Below are 26,482 nucleotides of genomic sequence, written 5' to 3'. Positions count from 1 at the left end.
GAGGTTAGTTAATATCTGATCTTGATTTGGTTTTTTGGAGAAATATTGAGCTAAGAATCAATACAATTAAAAAGCCCCCGACATCCTGTCGAGGGCTTTTTAAATTCTTTCAAACGGTATAACTCCTGTCCTACCGATCAGCATCCTGCTATGTATGTTGTTATTTTTGTTTTTAATCTGAGACATCCTGTCTCTGTATGATTTAACTATAGCGTCGATGCTGTTTATTGAAAAGCCGACAAATACTTAAGTTACTGTAAGCAATAGCGTACAGAATAATCTCATGCTTATGCGCTGACATATTTAATGAGTTTATCAATTGCTGCTTTTAGATTCTTCTCATCAAAAGGATTTGGTTCAAAATCTTCGGTTTTATTGCGTGAAAAAATATCTCGAATTTCAATCACCGCATTGGTATCGACCAGACCGAGCTGAGTACCGACTTGGCGAATTTGGTCGATGGAACGTGAGCCATTGGTACCACCATAACTGATATAGGCCGCAGGTTTACCTTGCCATTCTTTGCCTAAGTAATCTAGGGCATTTTTAAGTGCAGGGCTATAACCATGATTGTATTCTGGGCTAATGAAAATAAAGGCATCACCTTGGGCAATGTGGTCGGCCCATGCTTGTTGTTTGGGTTGATCATAAATCCCTGTCATTGGGGGATTTGCACCTGAAAAAATTGGCAAATCCCACTCTTTTAAGTCGACTAATTCGAGTTGGACCGTATTGAGTTCTAGTTGTTCAAAGCCTTTTTGCACCCATCGCGCAACTTTAATGGCTGTCCGACCTTCGCGCACACTGCCTATAATGACCTGAATTTTCATGAAAAATCCTTGGGAAAATAAATGTGATTACGTTACGGTAGTATGAAAATTAGGCTTTGCATAGATTGAATATGTATCTGATCGACAAATGTTTGAGGCATTAAAAAAGCCCCCGAAGGAGCTTTAAATGAAACACAGACAATCGATCTGTGGCTTTACATAATTTTGATGCCTTGTTGGCCAGCAGGCGTCACTTTGAAGATTTCAACTTCAAAGGTAATATCTTTACCTGCCAATGGATGGTTAAAGTCGACTTCGGTGATGTCATCACCTACAGTTTTCACTACGCCATACAGGCTTTGTTTGGCTTTGTCTTCAAACTCGATCATGTGCCCTTCAATAGGACGCTGTTCAAATTTGACCGTATCAAACTGTTGTACGTTTTCAGGATTCCACGGGCCAAAAGCATCTTCTGGTGGTAGGCTCACCGTACGACGGTCGCCAGCACGTAAACCGAACAGGGCTTTTTCAAAACCAGGAAGTAAGCTGCCATCACCCATCACTAGGCTTACAGGCTCTTCACGGCTACGTGTGTTATCAATTTCTACGCCATTTTCAATGCAAACAGAAAAATGTAACTCTACTTTTGAACCTTCGCTCACGCGAGTTTCTTCATTGGGATTAATAAAATCAGTCATGGTTTACTTCGGCACGTTGGATACGGTTTTTTTCGAGAAAAAAGGTATCGATCAACAAAAGGATCGTTCCTAGCGTAATCGCACTATCTGCAATATTAAACGCAGGGAAGTGGCTGTTTTGATAGTACACATGAATAAAATCAACCACATAACCTAAGGTTACACGATCAATTAAATTCCCTATAGCACCACCTAAAATAAGAGCAATCGCGATGGGCAGCACTTTTACGGTTTTGGGCATACGCATCAGCCAAAACAGAAAAATGACAGATACAATACCTGCAAGAGAGGTAAAGAAATAACGTTGCCAGCCGCCCGCATCGGACAAGAAACTAAAGGCTGCCCCATAGTTATGCAATAAAGTCCAATTTAAAAAGGGCAGGATTGGTACTGGATCTGCATAATTCAGATGGGTACTGGCAATCCATTTGGTCCATTGATCTAAGACAATTGCTAGAATAGCCAAACCTACCCACACCAAATTGTGCGGATAGAATTGGAATAAGCCCTTTTTCTGTTGAGGGTTAGGCATACTTTCTCTCTTCGCCTTGGCCTGTAGGAAGGTTGATAATACAACGACCACATAAACCTGGATGTGTAACATGTGTATTCACATCTGGCAGCACATGCCAGCAGCGTACACATTTTTCACCATCAGCCGCAGAGACTTGCACATTCAGACCTGCCAGATCAGAGGCTTCACCTTGAGTTGCATCGAATGCATTGACCAAGACTTGTGAAGTGATCATAACAAAGCGAAGTTCATCATCTAAACGATCCAGTACGTCTTTGAGTTTTGCATCTGCCCACAGTTCAACTTTGGCAGAGAGATTTGAACCCACGATTTTCGCGGTACGCGCAGTTTCGATGAACTTGTTCACCGCAGACTTCACCGCAATCAGCGTTTGCCAATCGGCTTCAGACAACAAGTTTGCTTTTGAAGCCACAGGAATGTCATACCATTCCGCAGTGAACACGTATTTCTCAGTTTGCTCTGGAATGAGAGGCCATGCTTCTTGAGCGGTAAAGCTCAAAATTGGTGACATCCAACGTACAAAGGCTTGAACCAAATGATACAGCGCAGTTTGAGCTGAATGGCGCGCTTGTGAATCGGCTTTGGTGGTGTACTGACGGTCTTTGATGATGTCGAGGTAGAAACCACCCAAGTCATTGATACAGAAGTTGGTTAGTGCATTTGCCACGATATGGAAGTTCATATCTTCATAGGCTTGCTGAATAGTTTTCTGTACGTCCGCTGCACGTTGCAAGATGTATTGATCAAGTGCGATCAATTGATCTACAGGAAGTGCATCCGTCGATGGTTTGAAACCATTTAAGTTTGCCAATAAGAAACGCAAGGTATTACGAATACGGCGGTAGCCATCTGATGCACGGTTAAAGATTTCTTTACCAGCAGTCATTTCATAGCGGTAATCGGCTGATGCAATCCAGAAACGTAAGCCATCTGCACCCATGTCTTTAATGATGTCTTGTGGGGTGATGATGTTGCCCAAAGATTTTGACATCTTACGGCCTTTTTCATCCACCACGAAGCCATGGGTCAGTAAACCTTTGTACGGCGCACGTTCATTGATCGCAATCGAGGTGAGCAATGAAGACTGGAACCAACCACGGTGTTGGTCTGAACCTTCAAGGTATAAATCGGCTGGATCGGTGAGTTCTTCGCGTTCACGCAACACGGCATAGTGCGTTGTGCCTGAGTCGAACCACACGTCTAAAGTGTCACGCACACAGTTGTACTGTTCCGCTTCATCCCCGATAAAGTCTTTCGCTTCACGGTTATACCAAGCGTCAATCCCTTCTTGTTCGATCAATTTCGCGACTTCTTCGATCAACTCGGCTGTGCGCGGATGGAGCTCGTTGGTGTCTTTATGCACGAAGAATGGGATTGGCACACCCCACGTACGTTGACGTGAGATACACCAGTCTGGACGACCTTCGATCATGGCTTGAATACGATTTTTACCCCAATCAGGCACAAAGCTGATCTCGTTTTCGATCGCATTTAAAGCGTTTTGACGCAGACCTTGTGCATCCATGCTGATAAACCACTGTGGGGTCGCACGGAAGATAATCGGTGTTTTATGGCGCCAGCAGTGTGGGTAGCTATGTTTGATCGGTTGATGTGCCCATAAGCGACCAACTGCATCCAATGCTTCAATGATTTTTGGATTGGCTTTGTAGATGTGCTCGCCTGCAAAAATCGGTGAAGTTGGTAAATACACACCATTACCACCCACTGGGTTTTCAACTTTTAAGTTGTACTGTAAGCCAACTTTATAGTCGTCTACACCATGGCCAGGTGCAGTATGTACCGCCCCTGTACCGCTGGTTGCAATGACATGTTCACCCAAAATCACAGGCACTTGACGATCGGTCAGTAACGGGTGTTGTAATAATAGGTTTTCGATTGCTGAGCCGTTAAAATCAGCGAGAACCACAGGGTTTTCAAGCTTATAACGCTCAACTGCCGACTCAACTAAGTCTTTAGCTAAAATAAAGTTTTGCACGCCACGGTCGGTGCTAACTTGAACTAGTTGATAGTCAATTTCAGCATGGACGGCAACTGCTTGGTTTGCAGGCAAAGTCCAAGGTGTGGTGGTCCAAATTACGATATCTGTTGCAGTGTCTACGTTGAGATTTAAACGTGCGCTTAATTCTTTTAAGTCGACAACCGTAAAACCAACGTCAATCGCGTCAGATTTTTTATCTTCATATTCCACTTCAGCTTCAGCCAAAGCTGAACCACAGTCTAAACACCAGTTCACAGGTTTAAGACCTGGTTCGATATGGCCTGCTTTTGCAATCGCGCCAACAGAGCGCACAATGTCCGCTTCCTGCTTAAAGTTCATGGTCAGGTAAGGGTTGTCCCAGTCACCAAACACACCCATACGCACAAAGTCTTTCTTTTGCAGTTCAACTTGGGTGTAAGCATATTCACGGCAGGCTTTACGGAAAGTAGAAGCATCCACCTTCACACCCACTTTACCGACTTTCTCTTCTACTTTCAGTTCAATCGGAAGGCCGTGGCAGTCCCAACCTGGTACATAAGGAGCATCGAAGCCGTCGAGAATACGACTTTTAATAATGATATCTTTTAAAACTTTATTGACCGCATGACCCAAGTGAATTTGGCCATTTGCATAAGGAGGGCCGTCATGCAGGACATATTTTTTCTTGCCAATACGCGACGCACGAATCTGCTGATAAATGTTGTCGGCATACCACTCTTCTAACCATTTTGCTTCACGCACCGCGAGGTTTGCTTTCATGGCAAATTCGGTACCTGGGAGGTTGAGTGTGGCTTTATAATCCACTGCATTTTCAGTAGTTTGCTTATCGCTCATGCAAGATGTCTTCCAATTTAATCAGCGGCTCGGCTGACGCGTTTTACATAAAATTGATTGGTATTTAAAAGGGAAATGTGGGGGTGTTTTGGCGGAACTCAAGCAGTTTCACCACATCATCATCAATTCCCGCTTTGAGTGCTTCCAGCGAAGGGTAGTTCTTTTCACCATGTAAGTAGTTCAAGAAAGTGACCCGCATTAACAAGCCATACAGATTAGCAGAAACATCAGGGAAATGTACTTCTAATCGCCATTCTGGCTGTGCTTGTTGAATGGCTGGACGTGTTCCGACATGACCCGCACCAAAAAGCGCTGAATGGTCATATCCTGCAACCCCTAATCGATCAGGATGGTCTGCTTTCACTTTGTCGCGTAAAGACGTGGTTTCACACATCACATCTACACCATAAATGCCGTTTAAACAGGGTTTATGTCGGTTTAAACGTACATTAATAGTTGGAAAATCAAGGGTTCGGCCAATTTGGTCGCCATATTGTACCCGACCCGTAATGCTATAAGGGCGCCCTAATAACTGAGCAGCCAGCGCCAAGTCCCCTGCGGCCAATGTTTGGCGAATCCGAGTTGAACTGACGCGTTCACCTTCTGCGAGGATGGTTTCTAGATTGTGGACTTGAAAACCATAGTTTTCGAGAAATTCGCTGTTGCCTTGGCGGTTTTTACCAAAGTGAAAGTCATCGCCTAAAACCAAACTTTGGGCATTGAGTTTTTCTTTTAAAATATCGGCAAATTGTTCTGCACTTAAACTGCGGAAGCTGTTGTCAAATTTCGCGACCGCAATATAGTCCACACCCAGCTCAGTTAAATATTCGACTTTTTCACGCAATGATGAAATACGCGGTGGAGCATCATAACCTTTAAAAAATTCAAGTGGTTGAGGCTCAAAAATCATCACCACTGTTTTTAGATTTTGTTGTTTTGCAACGGCTTTGAGCTGATGAATCATGGCTTGATGACCCAAATGCACCCCGTCAAAATTACCGATAGTGACAGCGGTTTTTTCTAATTGGATATGTGAAGGCAAAGCATTTAGACGGAGCAGCTTCATGGGCAAATCAAGTGCTTGGAATTAAGAACGGCTTATATATTGCCATATTCTTGGGCATTCGTCTTGTGGTTGTTTTTTGACAACGCAAAATTTAGTGCAAAGTATATTTTTATTGATTTATTTAATATAAATTAATCAATTTTTCTTATTTATAAATTTGATTAGTATAAATGTAGATTTTAAATGAGGCCGAACTCATGCAAAAACCATTTACACAACTTGGACAGCGGCAAAATCTGATCCGTCAATTCACCCCCAACTGGTTCACTGTCAGTATGGGAACAGGTGTTGTGGCATTAATTGTATCAGCGTTTCCGATGTTAAAGGCATTCACATGGCAACTCGGCACAGGGCTGTGGTATTTCAATATTTTACTGTTCGTACTTTTTAGTGTGCTATATGGCTTACATTGGGCATTTTATCCGCACGAAGCCAAACAGATTTTTCAACATCCAAGCATGAGTCTATTTTTAGGGACGATCCCGATGGCGCTGGCCACCATCCTCAATGGCTTTTTAAAATATGGTCAGCCTATTTATGGCGACACAGCTGTACAGATTGCGCAAACGCTCTGGTATGCAAATATAGTCTTGGCGCTCTTGGTGGCGTGGGCAGTTCCTTTTGCTATGTATCGACATCAGGAGCATGCTTTACAGCAGATGACCGCAGTGTGGTTATTGCCGATCGTGGCCTGTGAAGTTGCAGCCAGCAGTGGTGGTTTATTGCTGGGGCATTTGGCAACTGATACTCACGCCGTTGCGATTTTATTGGGCAGTTATGTGTTGTGAGGTGTTTCAGTATTACCCGCCTTTGCAATTTTAACGATTTTAATGTTGCGTTTGGTCTTACATAAACTGCCTGAAAAAGAGTTGGCGGTCAGCAGTTGGTTGGCTTTGGGATCGATAGGCACTGCTGCTTTGGCGTTATTGGTTTTGGGGCATCAGGCACCGACGCTGATGGCGAGTTTGGGCTTAGCACAACTGGGTCAGTTATTTCATCAGGCAGGGATTTTGGCCAGTTTAATCCTGCTGGGTTTTGGACTGTGGTGGTTGGGGATTGCGCTACTGACGACTTTGCACCATGCCAAACATGACTTACCATTTAATATGGGTTGGTGGGGACTGACCTTCCCATTGGGCGTATATACACTGGCAATCTTCACCTTAGCCCAGCAACTCAATTTGGCCTTCCTGTATGCTGTTGGTTATGCTTTTGCAGCCATCCTGATGTTGTTATGGAGTTTGGTCGCAACCAAGACGGCACACGGTTTTTATCAAGGTCATTTATTCTTTTCACCCTGCTTAAAAACCTATTTAGAACAGCAGTATAAATGAGCTCTACAATCCTTTCAGTTCAAAGCGTCATCTGGTCTTATACACTTTGGTGTAGCAGAGACCAGAGGCGCTTTTCTTTCGGATCGATTTGTTTTCTAATGGCATGAATGAAGTCTGTTCTTTGAGTATTTTATGTCGGATGTTGCACTAATCATGGCTTTGCCAAATGAGTCTAAAGGATTATTTGAGCAAGCAGGGATTGAAGTTCACTACAGCGGTATTGGTAAAGTCAACGCGGCCTATAAAGCATTTGAAGTGATTCAAAAAACAGGCTGTAAAACCCTGATTAATTTAGGCACAGCAGGTAGTACGTATTTTGATAAGCACGAATTGGTTGAAGTCTCTCAATTTGTACAACGCGACATGGATGTCTCTCCACTGGGTTTCGCTGTCGGTTTTACCCCATTTGACACCATGCATCCTGCGGAAATTCACTTAGAACCGTTTTTCCAGCAGCTCCGTACCGGCATTTGTGGAACAGGGGATAGCTTTGAAACAGGTAAGCCCAAAGTACCGTGTCATTTGGTTGATATGGAAGGATATGCGCTGGCAAAGGTCTGTAAAAAACAGGGTGTCCGTCTGATTTCAGTCAAATATATTTCAGATGGTGCCAACGACACCGCGCATTTGGACTGGGAAGACAATTTGTTATTGGGAGCTCAGAAATTATTAGCATTATTTGAAAGTATCTGAGGCTTTGATTCTGTCTTTTTCAATTCGGCGACCATAGAGTGCTATGGTCGTATGCCAAAATTACTCAGCTTTGAATAATGCAGACGGTGTTCGCGGGATCACGCCATACAGCATCATATGCACGGTATGTTGAATGACTCGTTGTTGCATACTGCGGTTACGTAGGGTTTTACCTGTTACCATTTCCATTTGCGTGGCAAAGTCAGCATAGTTTTGTGTTAAGGCCCAAATGTTGAGGATTAACAGCTCAGGGTCTATTTCAGTTGAAATTTTACCTTGCTCTTGCCAATTGCTAATGACTTTGGCTTTACGTTTGACCAACTTCTTTAAAGGCCCTTTGAGGATTTCCAAAATATGCGGAGCCCCTTGGATCACTTCTAAAGCAAACAAGCGAGACGCTTTCGGTTGAGTCCGAGAAACCTCAATTTTTTGCAATAAGTAGTTGGTGATCGCTTCTTCCGGCTCTAAGTCAGCTTCTAACATCTGTAGTGGGGCTAACCATTTTTGTAGAACCGTCGTTAAAACTTCAACGTACAAAGCTTCTTTATTTTCATAGTAATAGAAAATATTTGATTTGTGCATTTCAGCAATCTGTGCGATTTCATCTAAGCTTGCTCCATTAAATCCATAGAGCGAGAAGACATCTAGTGCAGCATTCAGCAGCTGGTGGCGTTTTTGAGTACTCTTTTTCTGTTCCATTCTGTAATTTAAAAAACAATAAAAAGGGGGAAGGACAAATTGTACGGCAAATCATCAGATTTGTGCACAAAGTGGAAATTTAATTTTTTGAATAATGATCATTTATTCTGTAGATTGTCTCTTAAATTGCGATAAATTCTAAAAGTTGTCCAATAAAATATAATTATATAAAAACTATTTTGTCTAAACTATATGAAATAATTCAATGTGAAGTGGTATGTTTTGATAAAAATAACGTGAAATTTATTACATTATTAAAATAAAGTATGCTTAAGTTATATGATGGTCTTGTTTTTTTACTGAAATTCAGCATAAAAAATCCTTAGCCCCCCAAGCTAAGGATTTTTTAGTCTACTTATGTGGCTAAAACCGCATTTAACACCTGCTGTTCAAGGGTATTGAACGGCATATCTTTGACGCGAGGGCGGGGTAGGTCGACTTGAAACTCTTTGGCAATATGGCCACGGTCCAGCAAAATAATCCGATCGGCCAGTTGAACAGCCTCACTAACATCATGGGTGACTAAAATGGCGGTAAAGCCTTGTTCCGTCCATAATTTTTCAATCAAATTCTGCATGTCTAAGCGGGTTAAGGCATCGAGTGCTCCCAAAGGTTCATCAAGCAATAAAATCCGTGGTTTATGCGATAAAGCGCGTGCCAAAGCGGTCCGTTGACGCTGTCCCCCAGAGAGTTGCGAAGGCCAAAGTCCCGCTTTCTCTTTGAGTCCGGCTTTTTCTAGCAGACCCGAGGCAGTGGCATGTTGTTGTTTCGGCAACCCCAGTTGTACGTTTTGTTCAATGGAGCGCCATGGTAACAGTCGTGGATCTTGGAACATGACCCGTATATCGTCTGCGGTAATCCCTTCGCGGAGGTGTCGTGCGGACTTAAACTTAATTTCGCCGTAGCTTTGTTGTTCTAAGTTGGCAATCAGGCGCAGGAGGGTACTTTTACCACAACCACTGCGTCCGACAATGGCTAAAAACTCACCCGGCTGAATATGTAGATCTAAGTCTTCAAGGACTTTAACTGAACCATAAAACTTATGCAGTTGTTCGATAATAATTTCGGCCCCAAGCACCGCTTGAGGGTTAATGTCTTGATTGTGATTTGGCGGCGATGGAATATTGGCGTGGCGACCAAGGCTTAAATCAGTCATCTCAAACTCCTTATTTTTGGTATCCTGCATGCCAGCGCAGCAGATATTTTTCTAATGTGACGGCCAGTAGATCAGCCAATTTTCCAAGTAGGGCATACAGTAAAATCCCGACCAAAACGATGTCAGTCTGTAAAAATTCACGTGCATTCATGGTCATATAACCGATGCCGGCTTGGGCTGAAATGGTTTCGGCAACGATCAGCAGGACCCATACCAAACCCAGTGAAAAGCGTAGTCCGACTAAAATAGAAGGCATCGCACCCGGTAAAATAATTTCTTTATACAGTTGCCAACGGGTCAAACCATAGCTTTTCCCCATTTCAATCAGTTGTGGATCTACCGAACGTATGCCGTGATAGGTGTTGATGTAAATGGGGAAAAAGACCCCAACCGCAACCAAGAACAGCTTGGCGGTTTCATCAATCCCGAACCATAGGATCACCAACGGAATAAGTGCCAGTGCAGGAATATTTCGGATCATCTGTAGAGTGGTGTCGAGTAGAGTTGACGCCGTTTTCGATGAACCATTTAACAAACCCAGAAATAGCCCTAAACCTCCACCCACCAATAGGCCGAGTAAGGCACGGCCTGCACTAACTTGCACATGCTTCCATAGTTCACCACTCAGTAGCAGGTGCCAAAAAGCAGTAACTACTGCCGTTGGTGCAGGTAAAATCCGACTTTCTAAAAGTCCCGTGCTGGAGGCAATTTGCCAAAGCACAATCAAGCCGATAGGAAAGAGCCAAGGCAGCAATAGCTGCCCTAACTGAGTTCCACGTGAAACCTTTTCCTGCTGGAGGGTTTGCACTGAAACAATTTTGGACATTAGGCAGGCTCCTGAATCACTTTTGTTTTTTTGTTTTCATCGGGTGTGTAGTTGTTTGCCACAATCTCACCAAAGGGGCCTGTTAAATTTGGTTGTGCCAACTTTGCTTGAGTTTCAAGCGGCAGGAGTGGGAACACCAACTCGGCAAAACGAATCGACTCTTCAAGATGTGGATAGCCTGAGAAAATAAAGGTGTTGATGCCCAAGTCGGCATATTCTTGAATACGGGCTGCAACCGTTTCAGGGTCACCGACCAATGCCGTACCTGCACCCCCACGAACTAGACCTACGCCTGCCCAAAGGTTTGAGGACACTTCAAGCTTGCTGCGGTCCCCATTATGTAGTTCAGCCATGCGACGTTGACCGACCGAGTCCATGCTCTTAAATTTGGCCTGTGCTGCAGCAATCGTAGCATCATCGACATATTGAATGAGCTCTTCCGCCGCTTGCCATGCTTGTTCATTGGTTTCACGCGCAATCACATGCAGACGAATACCATAGTTGAGCGTACGACCTTTGGCTTCAGCTTTGGCACGGACAGTGTCAATTTTGTCTTTAACAGCAGCAGGGGGTTCACCCCATGTCAGATAAGTGTCGACCTGATCAGTGGCTAACTCGATGGCATCATCCGATGAGCCGCCAAACCAAAGTGGAGGGTAGGGTTGTTGCACAGGTGGATATAGCAGTTTGGCATCATCTACGTTTAGACGTTCGCCGTGAAAGGTAAAGCTTTCACCTGTATGGGAGCGGATTAAAATCTCACGCCAAATTTTGACGTATTCATTGGCAGTTTTATAGCGAGTTGAGTGGTCTTCATAAACGCCATCGCCTTGCAGTTCTTTTTCATCGCCACCTGTCACCAAGTTCAATAAAACCCGACCATTGGAGAGACGGTCAAAGGTGGCTGCCATCCGTGCAGCCAGTGCTGGAGTGGTCACGCCTGGACGCAGTGCAACTAGGAATTTTAATTTTTTTGTGGCATCAATCAGGCTGGCTGCGGTCAACCAGGGGTCTTCACATGAACGACCCGTTGGAATCAGTACGCCTTCATAACCCAAATTATCCACGGCAACCGCAATTTGCTTCATATAAGCATGGTCCACTTGACGAGCACCTTTGCTGGTACCTAAGTAGCGACTGTCACCGTGAGTTGGGATAAACCAGAAAATTTTCATTTTTAAAAATCCTTAGATAGAGTCGTTTAAGGTTTGCTCGGTGCAACCCAAACGGTACTTTGAACTTGAATGTGTTTCGGAATGAGCTGGACTTGTTGGAACAAGTCCGCAATTTGTTGTTGTGCTTGCACAACTTCAGGCGTCAGGGTTTGAATTGGTGAAGGTTTCAGACGTTTGTCGATGACGCGTTGGGCAATAGAGGGCTGTAAACCCGTACTTTGGGTATAGACCGAAAGTGCTTGCGATTGGTTTTTTAGCACCCATTGATCGGCCTGATTCAGCCCGTGAATGAACTGAGCGGTGGCCTCAGGATAAGTCTGAATGAACTTGGGGTTGCCAATATAAAAAGAATAAGTTTGCGGAAATGCTGTGCCATCAATCAAGACTTCGGCCTGTGCATCCTGCTCTGCTGCACTGAGGTAGGGTTCCCAAATGGCCCATGCATCAATGGATTGTTTATCAAACGCGGCACGTGCATCTGCAGGGGGCAGCCAAATCGGTTGAATATCCTGCCAACTGAGCCCTGCTTTTTGTAAGACTTTCGCCAGTAACTCATGTGCGCTTGAACCGCGTTGTACCGCAATCCGCTTACCTTTTAGGTCTTGAATTGAATCAATGGGACTATTTTTAGCAATCAACAGCGCTTGAGCATTGGCTGGAACTTGCTCATAGCCGACATAACTGAGCTCTTTGTCAGCAGCTTGAGCAAAGATCGGTGGGGTATTGCCCACTGAGCCAAAATCAACTGCACCCACAGATAAGGCTTCTAACATTTGTGGGCCAGCGGGGAACTCTTTCCATTCAATTTTGGCTTGAGGAAATTGTTGCTCAAATAATTTTTGCTCACGTGCGACCAACAGGTTCAAAGACGACTTTTGATAGCCAATCGACAGGGTTTTAACTGGATCTGCTGCCTGCTTTTCAGAAATATTTGTTGCTGCCGTGTCTTGCTTTTGGCATGCCCCGAGTCCAAGACTCAAGCTAACGATGCCAATACTGGAAACTGTTTTCAGTGTTTTCATAATGATCTCTATATTTTTATTTAATAATGGCAGCGTCAATATTCAGCTGGTTCGGAATGAGTTTTTGTTGATAGAAAGCATCGGCAACGTACTGCTGTTTTTTTGCGACTTCGGCTGAAATGGGTTGAACGCCAAAGCCCATACGACCAATCGAGGTTTGTAAAATGTCTAAAGACAAGCCTGTCGGTTTTTCTAACAATTTGGCTGCTTGTTGTTGATTCTGTTTGACCCACTGTGTGGTGTTGTTGAGTTCATTAACGACCGTTTTTAAAACTTCTGGATGGGTTTCGGCAAATTTACGATCGGCCAAATAGAACTGATGATTACTCACCAAGTTTTCTCCAGTAGCAATCACACGTGCTGAGATTTGGTGTTCAGCGGCAGCAAAGAAGGGATCCCAAATGACCCAAGCATCGACTGCACCACGTTCAAACGCAGCACGTGCATCTGATGGCGGAAGATACACCGCTTCAATATCAGAAAGTTTCAGGTTATTCGCTTCTAACACTTTAAGTAACAGGTAATGCACATTTGAACCTTTGTTGAGTGCGATCCGCTTGCCTTTTAAATCTTGAATGCTCTGAATCTTTGAGTCTTTTTGTACGATCAGTGCTTCTGCTTTAGGTGCAGCAGGTTGGTTGGCAATGTAAACCAAGTTCGAATTTGCAGCTTGTGCGAAAATTGGAGGCGCTTCACCTGCTTCACCAAAGACCACACTGCCGACATTTAAACCTTCGAGGAGTTGTGGACCTGCAGGAAACTCGACCCATTTGACTTGGACATTTTGTGCTTTAAGCGCCGTTTCTAAAGTGCCTCGCTCTTTGACGATGGGCAAAATGCCATATTTTTGAAAGCCAATATTGAGTGTGACGGTTTCAGCCTCTTTTTTCCCACATCCAGATAACATCATGGCACCCACGACTGCTGCAGAAAGAACGGTTGTTTTGATCCAGAACTGTGCTCGAGAAGTGCTCATGTGTTTCATAACTCCAAATAAATAAGGTGAGTGAGTTGGTGAACACATACGCTAATGGGCATTTCTTTTCAGAAAAAATAAGAAATCGGGCTTTAGACATGAAAAAAAAAGATAAAAACAAAAGTGCAAAACTTATGTAAAAAACAGCAATATAAAAAACATAAAATATAAAATTTATTGAGATTAACTTCTTGATATTTATTGTTTAAAAGGTATTTTTATTTTTGGAATAAGCTTAGTGTTTCACGCAATATAGCTTTGAGCGATTTTTGCGGTGTTTTCTAGATAAAGATATGAGAAATAAAGATATCCATAATCCTGCAAAAGCCACTTAAAGTGGCTTTTTAAAGACGAGCGAGTTGCGCTGATAGTTGTATAAGGCTTGGCGTGCATTGGGAAGTTCATCGACATTAGCCGTTTCAAAGCCATGTTCTAAGAACCAATGTGCAGTACGTGTGGTCAGTACAAACAACTGTTGAATGCCTATACTGCGGGCTTTACCTTCGAGATAATGCAAAATTTGGCTGCCGCGATTTGATTTGCGATAGCTCGGGTCGACTGCGACACAGGCAATTTCAGCGCTGCGGATTTCACCCTCTGCTGCTGGCAGTGGGTAGAGTGCGGCGCAGGCCAAGATCATGCCATCACGTTCAATCACCGCAAATTGGCCAATTTCGTTTTCGAGACGTTCACGTGAGCGATAAACCAAAATGCCTTCTTCTTCAAGTGGGCGTAATAGGTTAATCAGTCCGCCGACATCTTGAATGTTGGCCATACGAACTTCTTCATAATGGGCATCGGTAATCATGGTGCCCGAACCATCACGCGTGAAGAGCTCCTCAACCAAGGCACCATCATAAGCATAGGAAATCAGATGGACACGATGGACGCCATGTGTGGAGGCCTTTTTAGCACCGCGTAAAAGCACGGCAATGTCTGGATTCGAATCTTGGTACTTCTCAATTTGTGCATCGAGCTTGTGTGGCGAAATTTCGCGTTGCAACTGACCATGTTCACTGAGCAGACCATGTTGTTTGCCCAAGAAAATCAGTTTATCCGCTTTAAGATGAATCGCTGTGCGGGTCGCCACTTCCTCTGCCAGTAGGTTGAAAACTTCGCCTGTGGTGGAATATCCAGTTGGCCCGAGCAGCACAATATTGTGATTATCCAAATGGCCTTGAATGGCATCGGTATCGACCGTACGAACTTCGCCGGTTAACTGAAAGTCGACCCCATCGCGAATGCCATAGGGCTTGGCTGTAACAAAATTCCCTGAAACTACATCAATACGTGCGCCATACATCGGTGAATTGGCCAGTCCCATAGACAGTAAGGCTTCAATTTGCAAACGAATTGAGCCTACCGCATTCATCACGCAACTTAGTGATTCTCGCGTGGTCACGCGGCGATGTTGATGAAATGGCGTTTGTAGTTGGCTTTGTTTTAAGTTGTGGTTGATTTGCGGACGCGCGCCATGCACCAAGATCAGGCGAATCCCGAGTGAATGCAGCAGGGCAATGTCGTGAATAATATGTTGAAAGTTATCATGCTGAACGGCTTCACCATCGAACATAATCACAAAGGTTTTATTACGGTGAGCATTGATATAAGGCGCAGAATGTCGAAACCAATGCACATACTGCAAAGTTGTACTGTGATGTGTTTCGATGGAATTCGTTTGCATGCCTGTCTCAAAATGAACTGCTTAGCATGATTTTAATCAAAAAATGCAGAAGAGGAAGTCTTAAATAGAAAAACACCTGAAGCAATGTTCAGGTGTTCTATTGGTTTTGCGACACTAGCCAGAATTAACCGATAATACGCAGGATACGGTTATTACGTTCATTGACTAAAACATAGTCACCATTGACCTTATACCACTGTTGGTAGCGCCCAGTGTTGGGTAGGCGACGTGCTTCGCGGTCACTAACATGATAACGCGATGAGTCATAGCCGCGTGGCAAAGTTTGACCTGAGCGCCAGTCTCGGCTTGGGTTAACACGTTTGTTTTGGTAGCGGTTGTCATTGTCCCAACGGCGGTCATCGCGATGATCCCAACGCGAGTCATGATCATGCGAGCGGTCATAGTACTGTGGTGCCGCCATTGCAGATGTAGCCATGAGCGAGCCTAAAGAGAGAGTGATTGCAGTCAGAATTTTTTTCATTGCTTTCGTCCAGTATTTGTCTTGTTTCGATCATTCAAAATTAGCGAATAACTCTAGAGAAAGCGTGAGGGCTATTTAGGTGAATTGTGAAATGTATGAAGAGACTGAGGAGATGGTTGTTTTTCTGCAATGCTTGCAAACAAAAGCTTTGGCACATAAAAAACCTGAAACAACGCCTTCCATGCTGTGCCTGACTGTGGTCTCTTAAGAGGAGTATGCATTCGTGCTCAAGCGGATGAAAGGGTGTTGATTCAGGTCTCAATAATAATGTTGCTGAGTTGTACAAAATGAAGCGCAGATTAAAGCCCCATAATGCGCAGAATACTGTTGCTGTCTGCTTCGACTAAAATGTAGTCATTGTTGATTTTGTACCACTGCTGGTTTCGGTTTGGCTTTGGAAGATTATGGTCTTTATATTCGACTTTATAGCCGTTACCACGGTAATGCTGTGGCATGACATAACCTTGTTGCCATTTATGCTGTTGTAAACGTTTGACACCGCGCTCTTCGCGCATACGTCGACGATCTTGCTGATCGTCATTACCTGAATCGCGAAAGTCACGTCCGCGTGGCTCATTGCCATAGCGTGGATGATCGTGGTCAAACTGAGGGGCAGCAGTACTGAGACTGCTTGCCATCAAAGCACTGAAAGAGATTGCCAATACTGTCAAAATCTTTTTCATGTTGAATCCTCATTAAGGTAATTTCATTCTTTCCTATAATGTACGAAAAAAATGCAGAGAAACTGTGAAGATGAATTGGGTATTTATTAACAAATGCAGAGATATTAAGAAGATTATGCCCAATTCTAAGCCTGAATTAAATCATCAATTGCGCCAAAGTCCAAAGAGATGCTTTTAATTCTTGAATAATAGGTGATGATATATGTGAAGAAAATAACATAGGTAGTGAGTTTTATAAAAACTTTAGATGATAGATCTCTACATTCAAGCTATAAGCTGAGTGTAGAGAGCAGAAAATTATTATTGGATTTGGAAAATTTGCAACTAACAATCACATTTGTAGAGTGTATGAATGTGATTATTAACAAATATTAGTAATGAAAAATACGTTTATCCAAAGGTATTTCGATACCAATCGATGCACCAGCATCATTACCATGTAAATCAGAATCACTGAACCAACCATTAATTTTGATTGGTACAAATGATCTTAAGTAATGTGACCAAGTTAAATCGATAGCTTTAATATCATCTGTTTCAGGAAAGGCTGCATTGGTAATACGGCCAGATTGATTAACCTTTGCAAATAATAATCGACCATTTAAACGATTCATTGGATCAAATCGAATATCTCCACCTACAGAAATCATCTCACCATCACCACCCATAGCATGCCCCAATGGGAAACCATGTTGGTAATAACCATCGGTATAAGTTGAATGATTATATGAAACCTCTAACGCGTCACGGTTGGTACGAGTATCAGCCCATTCTGTATAAAGTTGATATGGCATGTTTTTAAAAGATGACGAATAATCTACGCCAGCAAGATACATTTTTTTAGAAGGTAAGCCACCAGCTTCATCTTCACCTACATATTGCCCATACAGACTCATAGGTACATTCAACAACTGCTGAAAATTCAATCGAGCATCAAAACCAGCAACTTGGTTAGATGGATCTGGTTCTCCAGTCCCACCATTGTCTTTATTTCCGACAAAAGCATCCCATAATGAACTTAAACTTTCAGGACGACCTTCTCCGCCCCATTGAAAAGCACGGGAAGCGCCTAATTCTAAATAAGGTAAAGGTTGTGCTGTAAGACGTAAACCCACTAATTTAGCATCAGGCACAGCAGAATAATCATCTAATTGACCAGCAAATGCTTGATACTGCCAAGGGCCAATCCATGACAACCATTTTGTTTCAAAAGCTGCTTGATCTGCACGCTGAGCCGTAAACCCATAGACTGGACGGCTTGCATCGCCACGAATTAAGCTACCATCATGTCCTGGGCCCCAATATGTTGGTATCTGACCTGCAACTACCCATTGATTCCACAATTTTCCTGCAATATATGAACCTTCAGCATTTACATCATGGCCATTATCAATTTGAGGGTCTTTTTCTCCATTCACCCTAAGGCGAACATCCCAATTTTCACCACCAGCATTAAATTCCAAACCTGCTTGGTACTGTACTTTTTCTTGATCACCAAAAGCTTGCGGAATTTCTTTTTGATCACTCTCAGCAAATAAGCGTGCTTTAAACATCGTGTTCTCACGATCGAGATGAGCTCGCACTGACTCAATAACTTTTTGCTGAGCAGAAGTCGCTACTTTAGCCTGAGACAATACTCTTTGAATTTCATCACCACTCATTGGCCATGTCGATGTGCTAACTTGTATCACACCCTGCTGATTTAACCAGTTTAGATCCGTTCTTAAATTTTGATCATTTAAAACGAGACCTTGAGCAAAGATACTCGTTGTTGCACCCATTAGCACAGCGATTGCAAGTGTTTTTTTTAGAAACATTCCGTTTTATTCTCAGGACTTAAAGCTAAGTGTCACCTTATTTTTTTTATATCTTTTTTTCAAGCTTTACTATTTAGTAATGTTGTAAAATTATAAATTTTCACATAAAACGTTACAATAGTGTTTGGAGCTTCACTGCCAAGCTGCGTTTTCAACTTGGCTGATTCGGCTTAATAAGCGTAGTTGAGGTCGGTATAATCACTCAATGACTTCTGCACATGCGCTTGGATAAATTCACGTATATCTGCTGCGGTCATCGGTTCACCATTTTTACTGATGGCATGCTCAATGTCAGGCTGACCTTCAATTTTGATGCGATAAACAAAGCTTTTCTTGGCTTTGTATTGTTCATCATTCTTAGCAATGACCGTGACGTAGTGATAGCTATGTTCAAAGTTCAAGTCGGTATGGGCAAAAACAAACTGGTCGAAAAGTTTCAGTGTGGCGCCATTTTCCAGCGCTTGAAGTTCCTCCACAATACTGGCTTCAAACTTCATCCCATATTTTTCTGAAATCGGCTGTTGGTCAATCAACAGGCTGACCATACCATCTTCAGTGGGTTGTACAGTGATGTTGCTCAAGTCCGTCATGGCATATGCTTCAAAAATAGAGTTGGGCATCAGTATCCGCAAAAATTGAAAAAAGACAACCTTTTCTGAACCTTGAAATCATGTTGCAGATGACTAAGCTTCAGTTTAACGCATAAAAAAAGGAAGCCGAAGCTTCCTCTTGAGTGACACATTTTAGTCTTGTGCATCAATACTTTGACCATTCATATGTAAACTATCATCGCCCATCAGGTACAGATAGGCAGGCATGATATTTTCAGGCGTTGGCAATGTTTTTGGATCTTCATCGGGATAGGCTTTGGCACGCATTGCAGTGCGTGTAGCTCCCGGATTGATACAGTTAAAGCGGATATTCGGTGAGGTATTTTCTTTGGCAAATAGTTGGCTGACCGCTTCAATCGCGATCTTAGACACCGAATATGCGCCCCAACGTTCACGCGTTTCACGCCCGACACCTGAGCTGGCAAAAACCACGGAGGCATGCTCAGATTTTTTCAGGAGTGGCATTAACTCTTGAGTCATAACGAATGGCGCACGCAAGTTGACGGCCATGACATCATCCCAGACATCAACAGGATAATTTTCCAGTTCAGTGCGCTCACCTAAAATGCCCGCATTATGCAAAATGCCATCTAGGCGACCAAATTGGCGTTCTAAGGTGTCGACCAGTAATTCATAATCACGAGGAGAGGCGCTCGACAGCTGCAAGGGTAAAATTGCAGGTTGCGGCGCACCTAAGCCTTCAATTTCATCATAAATGACTTCGAGCTTATTTAAGGTACGCCCATGCAGCACTACAGTTGCGCCGTGTAGGGCATAACTTAATGCAGCAGCACGACCAATACCATCGCCCGCACCTGTAATTAAGATGATGCGATCCTTGAGCAGATCGGGGCGAGGTTGATATTCTGAATATTTCATCATTACCTCCTCGTTATTTTGATTTTTTAATTGTGATCAAGTCAGTGAATTGGACGGTGTAGTTTGACTCACAAGAGACTGAATAACATCGTCCAATTCAGCCACAGTCTTCACTATACAATCTGCTTGCCACGCTGTTAAGTCATCTTTGTGCGCGAATGGTAAATAACCATAAGCCGCCAAAATGGTATACATCTGCGCGTTACGACCCGCATCGATGTCACGTGGATGATCGCCGACATAGATACAGTCTTGAGGTGCAATCGCGATGTGCTTGGCAGCCAAATACATCGGTTCAGGATCAGGCTTGGTCTGCGAGACATCCTCTGGGCAGACTAAAACCGCACAGCGTTCTGTCAAATCCAACGCATTTAATAATGCTTCACTGAGCCAGCGCGGTTTATTGGTGACGATGCCCCAAGGAATCTCTTGGTTTTCAAGCTTTTCAATAAGCGGATACATGCCCGAAAACAGGTCAGTATCTACTGCGATATCGGCACCGTAGGTATCTAAAAAACGCTGACGATGTGCAAGAAAAATCGGGTCTTCGACTTCCAGTTCTGGATAAACCAATTTCACCATAGCCCGTGCGCCTTCAGAGACTTGACTACGGATCAGGTTTGCATCGACCACAGCAACACCTTTTTCACGGCACATGTCTTGAATAATGCGAATAAAGTCGGCGGCAGTGTCGATCAGTGTGCCGTCAAGGTCGAATAAGACGGCTTTCATGCAGCACCTTCTTTGACGGTATAAACCATGTAATTGACATCCACATTTGGCGCTAACCAATAGCGTTTGGTCAAGGGGTTGTAATGTAAACCCGTCATGTCTTTCAGTTTGAGCCCTGCACCGCGAATATCATGTGCCAGTTCTGAGGGCTTAATGAATTTTTGATAATCGTGGGTGCCTTTGGCTAACATGCGCAGTACATATTCAGCACCAATAATGGCAAACAGGTAGGCTTTGGGATTACGGTTAATGGTGGAGAAGAATACATGACCACCTGGTTTCACCAGTTTATGGCAGGCTTCAATGATTGAGGCTGGATTGGGCACGTGTTCCAACATTTCCATGCAGGTCACAATATCGTATTGTCCTGCTTGTTCTTCTGCGAGCTGCTCCACTGGAATTTGGCGATATTCGATATGCTCAACACCTTCTTGTTCTGCATGTAAACGTGCCACATTCAGGGGGGCTTCGCCCATATCAATGCCGAGCACATTTGCTCCACGACGTGCCATACTTTCAGCTAAAATTCCGCCACCACAGCCGACATCAAGGACTTTTTTTCCACTGAGTCCACCTGCATGTTCATCAATCCAGTTTAAGCGCAGTGGATTGATCATATGTAAAGGGCGGAATTCCGAGTGCTGATCCCACCATATGGCAGCAAATGCTTCAAATTTGGCAATTTCTTGTGGATCAACATTCAGTTGCGACATCGTCGGCACCTCAATTTAAGTCATGATATTTAAAATGTTCAATAGGGCTTAGTGTAGCGTTTATTCTAGAAAAAGCGATAAAAGCCTGAAAAAAGTTCACAGAATGAAAACGAATTTGGCATATTTGATTTATAGTATTTGCATAAACTTATCATAATGATTTTGAGGACAATAAGTTCAATGAAAAAACTCCTTTTGAGTGGCTTAGCAACCGCTGTTTTCGCAATTTCGGGCAGTGCATTGGCTGCAAATTTTGTGGCAGGTCAGGACTATATCGTCGTACCAACACCTGTACAGGTGGAAGTGCCAGGAAAAATTGAAGTCCGCGAATTTTTTTGGTATGGCTGTGGTCACTGTTTTAAACTTGAACCCCATATGCAGACTTGGTTGAAAAAACTACCGAAAGATGTGCGTTTTGTGCGTACGCCAGCAGCCATGAATCCAGTGTGGGAGCAAGCGGCGCGAGCTTATTATGTGTCTGAGGCCTTGGGTGTGCGTAAAAAGACTCACCTGACGTTATTCCATGCCATTCATGATCAAAATCAACCGATTCTAGAGCAACCTGCTTTAGCCAAGTTCTATACTCAGTTTGGTATTCCAGAAGCGAAATTTAACAGCACTTATAAATCATTTGCGATCACTTCAAAAATTGCCCAAGCACAAGACTTAGCCAAGCGCTATCAACTCAGTGGTGTTCCAGCGGTGACGGTGAATGGTAAATATATTGTGCAAGGCGAAGATGCTAAAGTGACTCAAGTCGTGGATTACTTGATTGAAAAAGAACGCGCTGCAAAATAAGCTGAATCTGTTTTAAGTCCTTATTCAGTTAAAAAAGCCTGCATCAGCAGGCTTTTTTATGCGTTAACGATGTTTATTGCACACTTGATGCAGGTTGTAATAAATCCTCATAACGCAGCTCAATTTTTCTTAAGGTTTTTAAGCGCCAAAGTTGATGACGAGCTTCGGCTTCATAGCCATTAAAGGCCAAGAGTTTGGCAAATTTAGTCAAATCATAGGGGATCGGGTAGTTCAGCACCATTTCCTCATAGTCACGAATTTGCTCAGGGCTGACTTTGCTGTATGGATTTAACTGAATCCATGCAATGCGGCGGTTAAACTCCGACAGCAGTAAAATATGATCGTGATTGGTGAACTTTTCAGGGGTGTGTTCATAACGAGAAGCTTGATTCAGCTTTGGTACCATCAACTCATAGTCACGAATAATCAGTGCGACCAAGACCACACAGACAGTAAATGTGATCGGCATGGCAAAGCTCGGTAAAGTCCACGTTTTCACTTTTTGCTGAGATTGAATAATGCCTAGAATCAATCCGAGTGGCAGCAAGAAATAAGCGTAGAACAACGGAAATTCGAGCATACCGTGAATCAGTAAAGCGCCGACCATCAGAAGTCCAATCACAGATTCGAGCGATGTCGCATGCTTTTGCAGTTGATAGCCCCAATAGCTGAGATAGGCAAAAAATGGAATCGCAATCACTAATCCGTTCCACACAATAAAGTCGAGAATGAAGTTGTGCGCACTTTTCACCCAAACGGGGCCTTGGAACTGATCACTGATTAGGGTGTAAGCCACACTGGTTTGATGCCAACCATAGCCAAACCAAGGTCGCTCAGCAATGGCATGGAGCATCTGTTGCCAAATGGCAAGACGTGACATATCACCTGTTGCACGAGCGATAACCTCTTTCGTTTGAGTGACATCGACATTGGATAGTTGAATCAAAAGTTGGTTCAACTGAGGAAGTAGGGCAATAAAAGCGATAAACAATACAAACCATGCGACGGCACTATACCACTTCAGTTGAACCACACCCTCGTACTGTTGATAGAGCAAATACAGCAGTACACAGATACTTGCGACCCATGATGTACGGGACTGACTCAGTGCCAGCGCAAATAGTATCAATGCCGCACTTGCGCACAGCAGAATCGAGTTGTATTTTTTCTTTTCAAATAGGTATAGAGTGCCGAGTAAGGCCAGAATGAGAAAGCTCGCCATATTGTTCGGCTGAGCAAAGTTAGCATAAGGCCTAATTCCTTTCAAAGAGGTCATACCGGGAATGTACTGTTCAATATTGAGCCATTGGCAAGTGGCGATGAGCGCTGTTACCAGACCGACTGACCAAAATACAGTACACAGGCCACTAAATAATTGTTCACGTTCTAAGGGTTTTTGGCTCAGGTTAAACCCTAAAACTATACTCAGCCAGAATGCAAAGATATATAAGCCACACATCAGTGCTTTGCTGAAAAAGAACAGCTCGCCAAAACCGTACTGAATGAAGGGCACCAGACTCAATAGCAATAGTGGCAAACTCACTTTCGGGAGCAAGAGTTTTTCTTTTAAAAATAGGGCAGAGAGTGCAAATAAAGATAAAAATGCAAACAATTCACCTGTATAGGTGACCCAAGGTCGATAATGAATGGGCAATAGCCATGCCAAGGCAATACAGACACTCGCCGCTAAAAAAAGAAAAAAACGCATAGGAGCTACAGATGAAAAAACTGGCTCTATGATAGTGAAAAAGCATCCAAGTTTGAGCAAAGCGCATTAAAAATTTTGTAATACACCAAAATTGCGTCTGCGAGCGGCTTAATGCAAAGTCGGATTGGCGTGTTTGGTTTGAGCAGATGGTCGTTGCCAATTGGAGATTCCACGGAACATGAGTTGAATCTGCACGATGGTTTGTAGTTTAAATTCAGCCCGCTGCTGTTGGAGTTTATCGGGAGCCACATCTCGACTCAAACCAATCCAGCGCATGGCCCAGTTAAAAGAGGCATCCATTAAAATATTGGCCAATACTTTGAGGTCTTCGCTGTCATGAATATGTTGCATGCTTTCAATACGGGTTAATTCATGGGCGAAGTCATCGATTAAAAAGGCAATTTCTCGCTCAACGGCAGCACGGATCAAGGCCGACCCACCCCAACGTTCTCCAATCAAGAAAATCCATTGTTCAGGATGTTGCTCTACAGCATGAAAAAATAGGTCTAGACTATGCTCAATCGTGGCATGTGGACCATAAACATAGCTTTGTCCCAATTGCGTTAACATACTTTTGATGTGGAGCGCAGCTTGGTCGACCAGTTCAAGTCCTAACTCATCCAAATCATTAAAGTGGCGATAAAAAGCGGTCGGCACTAAACCCACTTGGCGAGTGACTTCACGGAGACTAATGCGAGCAAAGGAACGTCCCGAGGTGCTGAGTTGTAATGCAGCATTCAGCAAAGCTTGGCGGCTTTGTTGTTTACGTTCTTCCCGAATCGACATAGATGATTGCCTCAGCCTCTTTTAAGCTTCAGTTTAACAAAGAATATGGATGGGTAGGGAAGCAGGCGATCAATTACAAATGCAATGCAGTCAGACAAATGCTTTGGGTCTGCTTCTGCTATACTATGCGCCAACCTATTAAGCTAGATGAAGGGCGTATTATGCGTATCGACCAACGAACATTAGATCAATTACGTGATGTCACCATTACTCGTAACTACACACGTTATGCGGAAGGTTCGGTATTGGTTGAGTTTGGTCATACCAAAGTTCTTTGTACGGCAAGTATTGATAACTCAGTACCACGCTTTTTAAAAGGCAAGGGTCAGGGTTGGGTAACCGCTGAATATGGCATGTTGCCACGTTCGACGCATACCCGTAGTGACCGTGAGGCTGCGCGTGGTAAGCAAAGTGGTCGTACTCAAGAAATTCAACGTTTGATTGGTCGTAGTCTACGCGCCATGGTGGATTTAAAAAAATTAGGTGAAAATACCATCACCATTGACTGTGATGTGATTCAGGCAGATGGCGGTACACGTACTGCTGCGATCACCGGTGCTGCGGTGGCCCTCATTGATGCGATGAATACGTTGCTTGAGAAAAAGAAAATTAAGCAAGATCCATTAAAAGGCTTAGTGGCTGCCATTTCAGTCGGTATTTTCCAAGATGAAGTGCTTTTAGACTTGTGCTATGAAGAAGACTCAAACTGCCAAACGGATTTAAATGTGGTCATGACTCAAGCTGGCGAATTTATTGAAATTCAAGGCACGGCAGAAGATAAACCATTTACCCGTGTACAGTGCAATGCCATGTTAGAAATGGCAGAAAAGGGCATTCAAGAATTGGTGAAAAAACAACAGCAAGCACTGGGCTGGTAAGTTTTAACGCAATAAAAAAACGCACTTTAGAGTGCGTTTTTTTATTGCGTGTTGACTGAATGCAAATTGTTGAAATTAAGTATTAAAACGCATAGAAAGGTCGACTGCTTTGACATCTTTGGTCAATACACCCATCGAAATATAATCCACGCCTGTGGTTGCGACTTCGCGTAAGTTGGCAATGGTGATGTTGCCTGACGCTTCCAATTTACAACGTCCTGCAACATGCTTGACCGCATCAATCATTTGTTGCTGGCTAAAGTTATCTAACATCACGATATCAGCTTGGGCTTCCAATGCTTGGTCTAATTCAGCCCAAGTTTCAACTTCGACTTCGACAGGTTTGCCTGGGGCAATTTGATGCGCTTTGGCAATGGCTTGAGCAATGCCACCCGCTGCCATGATGTGATTTTCTTTAATTAAAAAAGCATCGAATAGACCTAAACGATGATTTTGACCACCGCCGACTGCAACAGCATATTTCTGGGCAATACGCAGACCCGGTAGGGTTTTACGGGTATCCAGCAACTTGGTGTTTAAGCCATCGAGTTGTTTGACATATTCCGCAGTTTTGCTGGCCACAGCAGATAGCGTTTGTACAAAGTTGAGTGCAGGGCGTTCAACCGTAAGTAAGCTGCGTGCTGAACCCGCCAGTTTAAAAATGGTTTCATTGGCACGAACCAGATCGCCATCGTTTTTTAGCCAGGTGATTTGTACACTGGAATCAAAAGCTGCAATTAATGCATTGACCCAAGGTTGACCTGCAAGAATCATGTCTTCACGGCTAATAATGGTCGCAGTCGCTTGTTCATCTTCAGGTGTCAAAAGTGCCGTAATGTCACCATCACCGATGTCTTCTTGTAATGCCTGTTGAATATTCAGTTGAATAGATTGTTCAAGCAGTTGCTGCGATATGCTCATCCGATTGT

25 protein-coding genes and 1 pseudogene are annotated in these 26,482 nt (G+C 43.5%); 4 read left to right on the top strand and 22 right to left on the bottom strand.

Annotated features, from left to right (window positions below; genetic code table 11):
- Positions 1–287: 287 nt before the first annotated feature.
- From ACFN7Z_RS17380 to ribF, 5 genes are all read right to left on the bottom strand, one after another.
- Positions 288–830, bottom strand: coding sequence for an NADPH-dependent FMN reductase (locus ACFN7Z_RS17380; protein WP_114836732.1), 543 nt, complete (start codon positions 828–830; stop codon positions 288–290).
- Positions 831–985: 155 nt separating this feature from the next.
- Positions 986–1,468, bottom strand: a complete 483-nt coding sequence (locus ACFN7Z_RS17375; protein ID WP_004684162.1) for a peptidylprolyl isomerase — start codon at positions 1,466–1,468, stop codon at positions 986–988.
- Entirely contained in the window at positions 1,461–2,000 is a 540-nt protein-coding gene (gene lspA / locus ACFN7Z_RS17370; protein WP_125281747.1) for a signal peptidase II, read from the bottom strand. The genes ACFN7Z_RS17375 and lspA overlap by 8 nt, the downstream gene beginning before the upstream one ends.
- Positions 1,993–4,836: an isoleucine--tRNA ligase gene (gene ileS / locus ACFN7Z_RS17365; protein WP_279732344.1), complete on the bottom strand. Its 2,844-nt coding sequence runs from the start codon at positions 4,834–4,836 to the stop codon at positions 1,993–1,995. The genes lspA and ileS overlap by 8 nt, the downstream gene beginning before the upstream one ends.
- Positions 4,837–4,900: 64 nt before the next feature.
- Positions 4,901–5,902: a bifunctional riboflavin kinase/FAD synthetase gene (gene ribF / locus ACFN7Z_RS17360; protein WP_395442300.1), complete on the bottom strand. Its 1,002-nt coding sequence runs from the start codon at positions 5,900–5,902 to the stop codon at positions 4,901–4,903.
- A gap of 197 nt (positions 5,903–6,099) precedes the next feature.
- Between ribF and ACFN7Z_RS17355 the strand changes: the two are divergent.
- Positions 6,100–7,236, top strand: a pseudogene (locus ACFN7Z_RS17355) (TDT family transporter).
- Positions 7,237–7,368: 132 nt separating this feature from the next.
- Positions 7,369–7,929 carry a 5'-nucleosidase gene (locus tag ACFN7Z_RS17350; RefSeq protein ID WP_062031505.1) on the top strand — a complete coding sequence of 187 codons (561 nt, stop codon included), beginning with the start codon at positions 7,369–7,371 and terminating at the stop codon, positions 7,927–7,929.
- 60 nt (positions 7,930–7,989) lie between these two features.
- Here the strand turns inward: ACFN7Z_RS17350 and ACFN7Z_RS17345 are convergent, their stop codons facing one another.
- From ACFN7Z_RS17345 to ubiG, 14 genes are all read right to left on the bottom strand, one after another.
- Positions 7,990–8,628, bottom strand: a complete 639-nt coding sequence (locus tag ACFN7Z_RS17345; RefSeq protein ID WP_058868590.1) for a TetR/AcrR family transcriptional regulator — start codon at positions 8,626–8,628, stop codon at positions 7,990–7,992.
- Positions 8,629–8,983: 355 nt separating this feature from the next.
- Positions 8,984–9,784 (bottom strand): ABC transporter ATP-binding protein, encoded by an 801-nt coding sequence (locus tag ACFN7Z_RS17340; RefSeq protein ID WP_159151862.1) that lies wholly within the window; start codon positions 9,782–9,784, stop codon positions 8,984–8,986.
- A gap of 10 nt (positions 9,785–9,794) precedes the next feature.
- Positions 9,795–10,610: an aliphatic sulfonate ABC transporter permease SsuC gene (gene ssuC / locus ACFN7Z_RS17335; RefSeq protein ID WP_159151863.1), complete on the bottom strand. Its 816-nt coding sequence runs from the start codon at positions 10,608–10,610 to the stop codon at positions 9,795–9,797.
- On the bottom strand, positions 10,610–11,785 hold the full coding sequence (gene ssuD, locus ACFN7Z_RS17330; protein WP_159151864.1) for an FMNH2-dependent alkanesulfonate monooxygenase: 1,176 nt from the start codon (positions 11,783–11,785) through the stop codon (positions 10,610–10,612). The genes ssuC and ssuD overlap by 1 nt, the downstream gene beginning before the upstream one ends.
- 26 nt (positions 11,786–11,811) lie before the next feature.
- Positions 11,812–12,807 (bottom strand): aliphatic sulfonate ABC transporter substrate-binding protein, encoded by a 996-nt coding sequence (locus tag ACFN7Z_RS17325; protein WP_159151865.1) that lies wholly within the window; start codon positions 12,805–12,807, stop codon positions 11,812–11,814.
- A 16-nt stretch (positions 12,808–12,823) separates the two neighbouring features.
- Positions 12,824–13,783: a sulfonate ABC transporter substrate-binding protein gene (locus ACFN7Z_RS17320; protein ID WP_159151866.1), complete on the bottom strand. Its 960-nt coding sequence runs from the start codon at positions 13,781–13,783 to the stop codon at positions 12,824–12,826.
- Between the two features lie 331 nt (positions 13,784–14,114).
- A complete protein-coding gene (argA, locus tag ACFN7Z_RS17315; protein ID WP_159151867.1) occupies positions 14,115–15,467 on the bottom strand; it encodes an amino-acid N-acetyltransferase in 1,353 nt (450 codons plus the stop codon).
- 124 nt (positions 15,468–15,591) lie between these two features.
- The gene (locus ACFN7Z_RS17310) at positions 15,592–15,948 is read right to left on the bottom strand and encodes an RcnB family protein (protein WP_125281671.1); all 357 of its coding nucleotides are present in this window, start codon (positions 15,946–15,948) and stop codon (positions 15,592–15,594) included.
- Between the two features lie 299 nt (positions 15,949–16,247).
- Complete coding sequence (locus tag ACFN7Z_RS17305) at positions 16,248–16,631, bottom strand: RcnB family protein (RefSeq protein WP_125281672.1); 384 nt, start codon at positions 16,629–16,631, stop codon at positions 16,248–16,250.
- 371 nt (positions 16,632–17,002) lie between these two features.
- Positions 17,003–18,448, bottom strand: a complete 1,446-nt coding sequence (locus tag ACFN7Z_RS17300; RefSeq protein WP_395442295.1) for a capsule assembly Wzi family protein — start codon at positions 18,446–18,448, stop codon at positions 17,003–17,005.
- Between the two features lie 170 nt (positions 18,449–18,618).
- Positions 18,619–19,038 carry a hypothetical protein gene (locus tag ACFN7Z_RS17295; protein ID WP_159151686.1) on the bottom strand — a complete coding sequence of 140 codons (420 nt, stop codon included), beginning with the start codon at positions 19,036–19,038 and terminating at the stop codon, positions 18,619–18,621.
- 153 nt (positions 19,039–19,191) lie between these two features.
- On the bottom strand, positions 19,192–19,938 hold the full coding sequence (locus tag ACFN7Z_RS17290) for a YciK family oxidoreductase (protein ID WP_005401600.1): 747 nt from the start codon (positions 19,936–19,938) through the stop codon (positions 19,192–19,194).
- Positions 19,939–19,974: 36 nt separating this feature from the next.
- A complete protein-coding gene (locus ACFN7Z_RS17285; RefSeq protein WP_159151683.1) occupies positions 19,975–20,670 on the bottom strand; it encodes an HAD family hydrolase in 696 nt (231 codons plus the stop codon).
- The gene (ubiG, locus tag ACFN7Z_RS17280) at positions 20,667–21,383 is read right to left on the bottom strand and encodes a bifunctional 2-polyprenyl-6-hydroxyphenol methylase/3-demethylubiquinol 3-O-methyltransferase UbiG (protein ID WP_159151682.1); all 717 of its coding nucleotides are present in this window, start codon (positions 21,381–21,383) and stop codon (positions 20,667–20,669) included. Before ubiG ends, ACFN7Z_RS17285 begins: the two co-directional genes overlap by 4 nt.
- Before the next feature lie 180 nt (positions 21,384–21,563).
- On the opposite strand from ubiG, the gene ACFN7Z_RS17275 reads away from it, so the two are divergent.
- Positions 21,564–22,181 carry a thiol:disulfide interchange protein DsbA/DsbL gene (locus ACFN7Z_RS17275; RefSeq protein ID WP_004684194.1) on the top strand — a complete coding sequence of 206 codons (618 nt, stop codon included), beginning with the start codon at positions 21,564–21,566 and terminating at the stop codon, positions 22,179–22,181.
- Between the two features lie 73 nt (positions 22,182–22,254).
- Here the strand turns inward: ACFN7Z_RS17275 and ACFN7Z_RS17270 are convergent, their stop codons facing one another.
- Together ACFN7Z_RS17270 and ACFN7Z_RS17265 are read right to left on the bottom strand one after the other, a co-directional pair.
- A complete protein-coding gene (locus tag ACFN7Z_RS17270) occupies positions 22,255–23,889 on the bottom strand; it encodes a PglL family O-oligosaccharyltransferase (protein ID WP_159151681.1) in 1,635 nt (544 codons plus the stop codon).
- A gap of 108 nt (positions 23,890–23,997) precedes the next feature.
- Positions 23,998–24,675 (bottom strand): TetR family transcriptional regulator, encoded by a 678-nt coding sequence (locus ACFN7Z_RS17265; RefSeq protein ID WP_159151680.1) that lies wholly within the window; start codon positions 24,673–24,675, stop codon positions 23,998–24,000.
- A gap of 161 nt (positions 24,676–24,836) precedes the next feature.
- Here ACFN7Z_RS17265 and rph point away from each other — a divergent pair, with 161 nt between their 5' ends.
- Complete coding sequence (gene rph / locus ACFN7Z_RS17260; RefSeq protein WP_004684198.1) at positions 24,837–25,553, top strand: ribonuclease PH; 717 nt, start codon at positions 24,837–24,839, stop codon at positions 25,551–25,553.
- Between the two features lie 75 nt (positions 25,554–25,628).
- Here rph and nadC read toward each other — a convergent pair whose 3' ends face one another.
- The gene (gene nadC, locus ACFN7Z_RS17255; protein ID WP_159151679.1) at positions 25,629–26,474 is read right to left on the bottom strand and encodes a carboxylating nicotinate-nucleotide diphosphorylase; all 846 of its coding nucleotides are present in this window, start codon (positions 26,472–26,474) and stop codon (positions 25,629–25,631) included.
- Positions 26,475–26,482 lie beyond the last annotated feature (8 nt).

The sequence above is a fragment of the Acinetobacter sp. P1332 genome (assembly GCF_044057475.1).
Classification (GTDB): Bacteria; Pseudomonadota; Gammaproteobacteria; order Pseudomonadales; family Moraxellaceae; genus Acinetobacter; species Acinetobacter johnsonii.
This window is presented reverse-complemented; position numbering and strand designations above follow the sequence as displayed.

What these genes read in the sequence shown, in the direction of transcription:
- ACFN7Z_RS17380 (WP_114836732.1), bottom strand. Translation starts at nt 830, where the DNA reads ATGAAAATTCAGGTCATTATAGGCAGTGTGCGCGAAGGTCGGACAGCC.
- ACFN7Z_RS17375 (WP_004684162.1), bottom strand. Translation starts at nt 1,468, where the DNA reads ATGACTGATTTTATTAATCCCAATGAAGAAACTCGCGTGAGCGAAGGT.
- lspA (WP_125281747.1), bottom strand. Translation starts at nt 2,000, where the DNA reads ATGCCTAACCCTCAACAGAAAAAGGGCTTATTCCAATTCTATCCGCAC.
- ileS (WP_279732344.1), bottom strand. Translation starts at nt 4,836, where the DNA reads ATGAGCGATAAGCAAACTACTGAAAATGCAGTGGATTATAAAGCCACA.
- ribF (WP_395442300.1), bottom strand. Translation starts at nt 5,902, where the DNA reads ATGAAGCTGCTCCGTCTAAATGCTTTGCCTTCACATATCCAATTAGAA.
- ACFN7Z_RS17350 (WP_062031505.1), top strand. Translation starts at nt 7,369, where the DNA reads ATGTCGGATGTTGCACTAATCATGGCTTTGCCAAATGAGTCTAAAGGA.
- ACFN7Z_RS17345 (WP_058868590.1), bottom strand. Translation starts at nt 8,628, where the DNA reads ATGGAACAGAAAAAGAGTACTCAAAAACGCCACCAGCTGCTGAATGCT.
- ACFN7Z_RS17340 (WP_159151862.1), bottom strand. Translation starts at nt 9,784, where the DNA reads ATGACTGATTTAAGCCTTGGTCGCCACGCCAATATTCCATCGCCGCCA.
- ssuC (WP_159151863.1), bottom strand. Translation starts at nt 10,610, where the DNA reads ATGTCCAAAATTGTTTCAGTGCAAACCCTCCAGCAGGAAAAGGTTTCA.
- ssuD (WP_159151864.1), bottom strand. Translation starts at nt 11,785, where the DNA reads ATGAAAATTTTCTGGTTTATCCCAACTCACGGTGACAGTCGCTACTTA.
- ACFN7Z_RS17325 (WP_159151865.1), bottom strand. Translation starts at nt 12,807, where the DNA reads ATGAAAACACTGAAAACAGTTTCCAGTATTGGCATCGTTAGCTTGAGT.
- ACFN7Z_RS17320 (WP_159151866.1), bottom strand. Translation starts at nt 13,783, where the DNA reads ATGAGCACTTCTCGAGCACAGTTCTGGATCAAAACAACCGTTCTTTCT.
- argA (WP_159151867.1), bottom strand. Translation starts at nt 15,467, where the DNA reads ATGCAAACGAATTCCATCGAAACACATCACAGTACAACTTTGCAGTAT.
- ACFN7Z_RS17310 (WP_125281671.1), bottom strand. Translation starts at nt 15,948, where the DNA reads ATGAAAAAAATTCTGACTGCAATCACTCTCTCTTTAGGCTCGCTCATG.
- ACFN7Z_RS17305 (WP_125281672.1), bottom strand. Translation starts at nt 16,631, where the DNA reads ATGAAAAAGATTTTGACAGTATTGGCAATCTCTTTCAGTGCTTTGATG.
- ACFN7Z_RS17300 (WP_395442295.1), bottom strand. Translation starts at nt 18,448, where the DNA reads ATGTTTCTAAAAAAAACACTTGCAATCGCTGTGCTAATGGGTGCAACA.
- ACFN7Z_RS17295 (WP_159151686.1), bottom strand. Translation starts at nt 19,038, where the DNA reads ATGACGGACTTGAGCAACATCACTGTACAACCCACTGAAGATGGTATG.
- ACFN7Z_RS17290 (WP_005401600.1), bottom strand. Translation starts at nt 19,938, where the DNA reads ATGAAATATTCAGAATATCAACCTCGCCCCGATCTGCTCAAGGATCGC.
- ACFN7Z_RS17285 (WP_159151683.1), bottom strand. Translation starts at nt 20,670, where the DNA reads ATGAAAGCCGTCTTATTCGACCTTGACGGCACACTGATCGACACTGCC.
- ubiG (WP_159151682.1), bottom strand. Translation starts at nt 21,383, where the DNA reads ATGTCGCAACTGAATGTTGATCCACAAGAAATTGCCAAATTTGAAGCA.
- ACFN7Z_RS17275 (WP_004684194.1), top strand. Translation starts at nt 21,564, where the DNA reads ATGAAAAAACTCCTTTTGAGTGGCTTAGCAACCGCTGTTTTCGCAATT.
- ACFN7Z_RS17270 (WP_159151681.1), bottom strand. Translation starts at nt 23,889, where the DNA reads ATGCGTTTTTTTCTTTTTTTAGCGGCGAGTGTCTGTATTGCCTTGGCA.
- ACFN7Z_RS17265 (WP_159151680.1), bottom strand. Translation starts at nt 24,675, where the DNA reads ATGTCGATTCGGGAAGAACGTAAACAACAAAGCCGCCAAGCTTTGCTG.
- rph (WP_004684198.1), top strand. Translation starts at nt 24,837, where the DNA reads ATGCGTATCGACCAACGAACATTAGATCAATTACGTGATGTCACCATT.
- nadC (WP_159151679.1), bottom strand. Translation starts at nt 26,474, where the DNA reads ATGAGCATATCGCAGCAACTGCTTGAACAATCTATTCAACTGAATATT.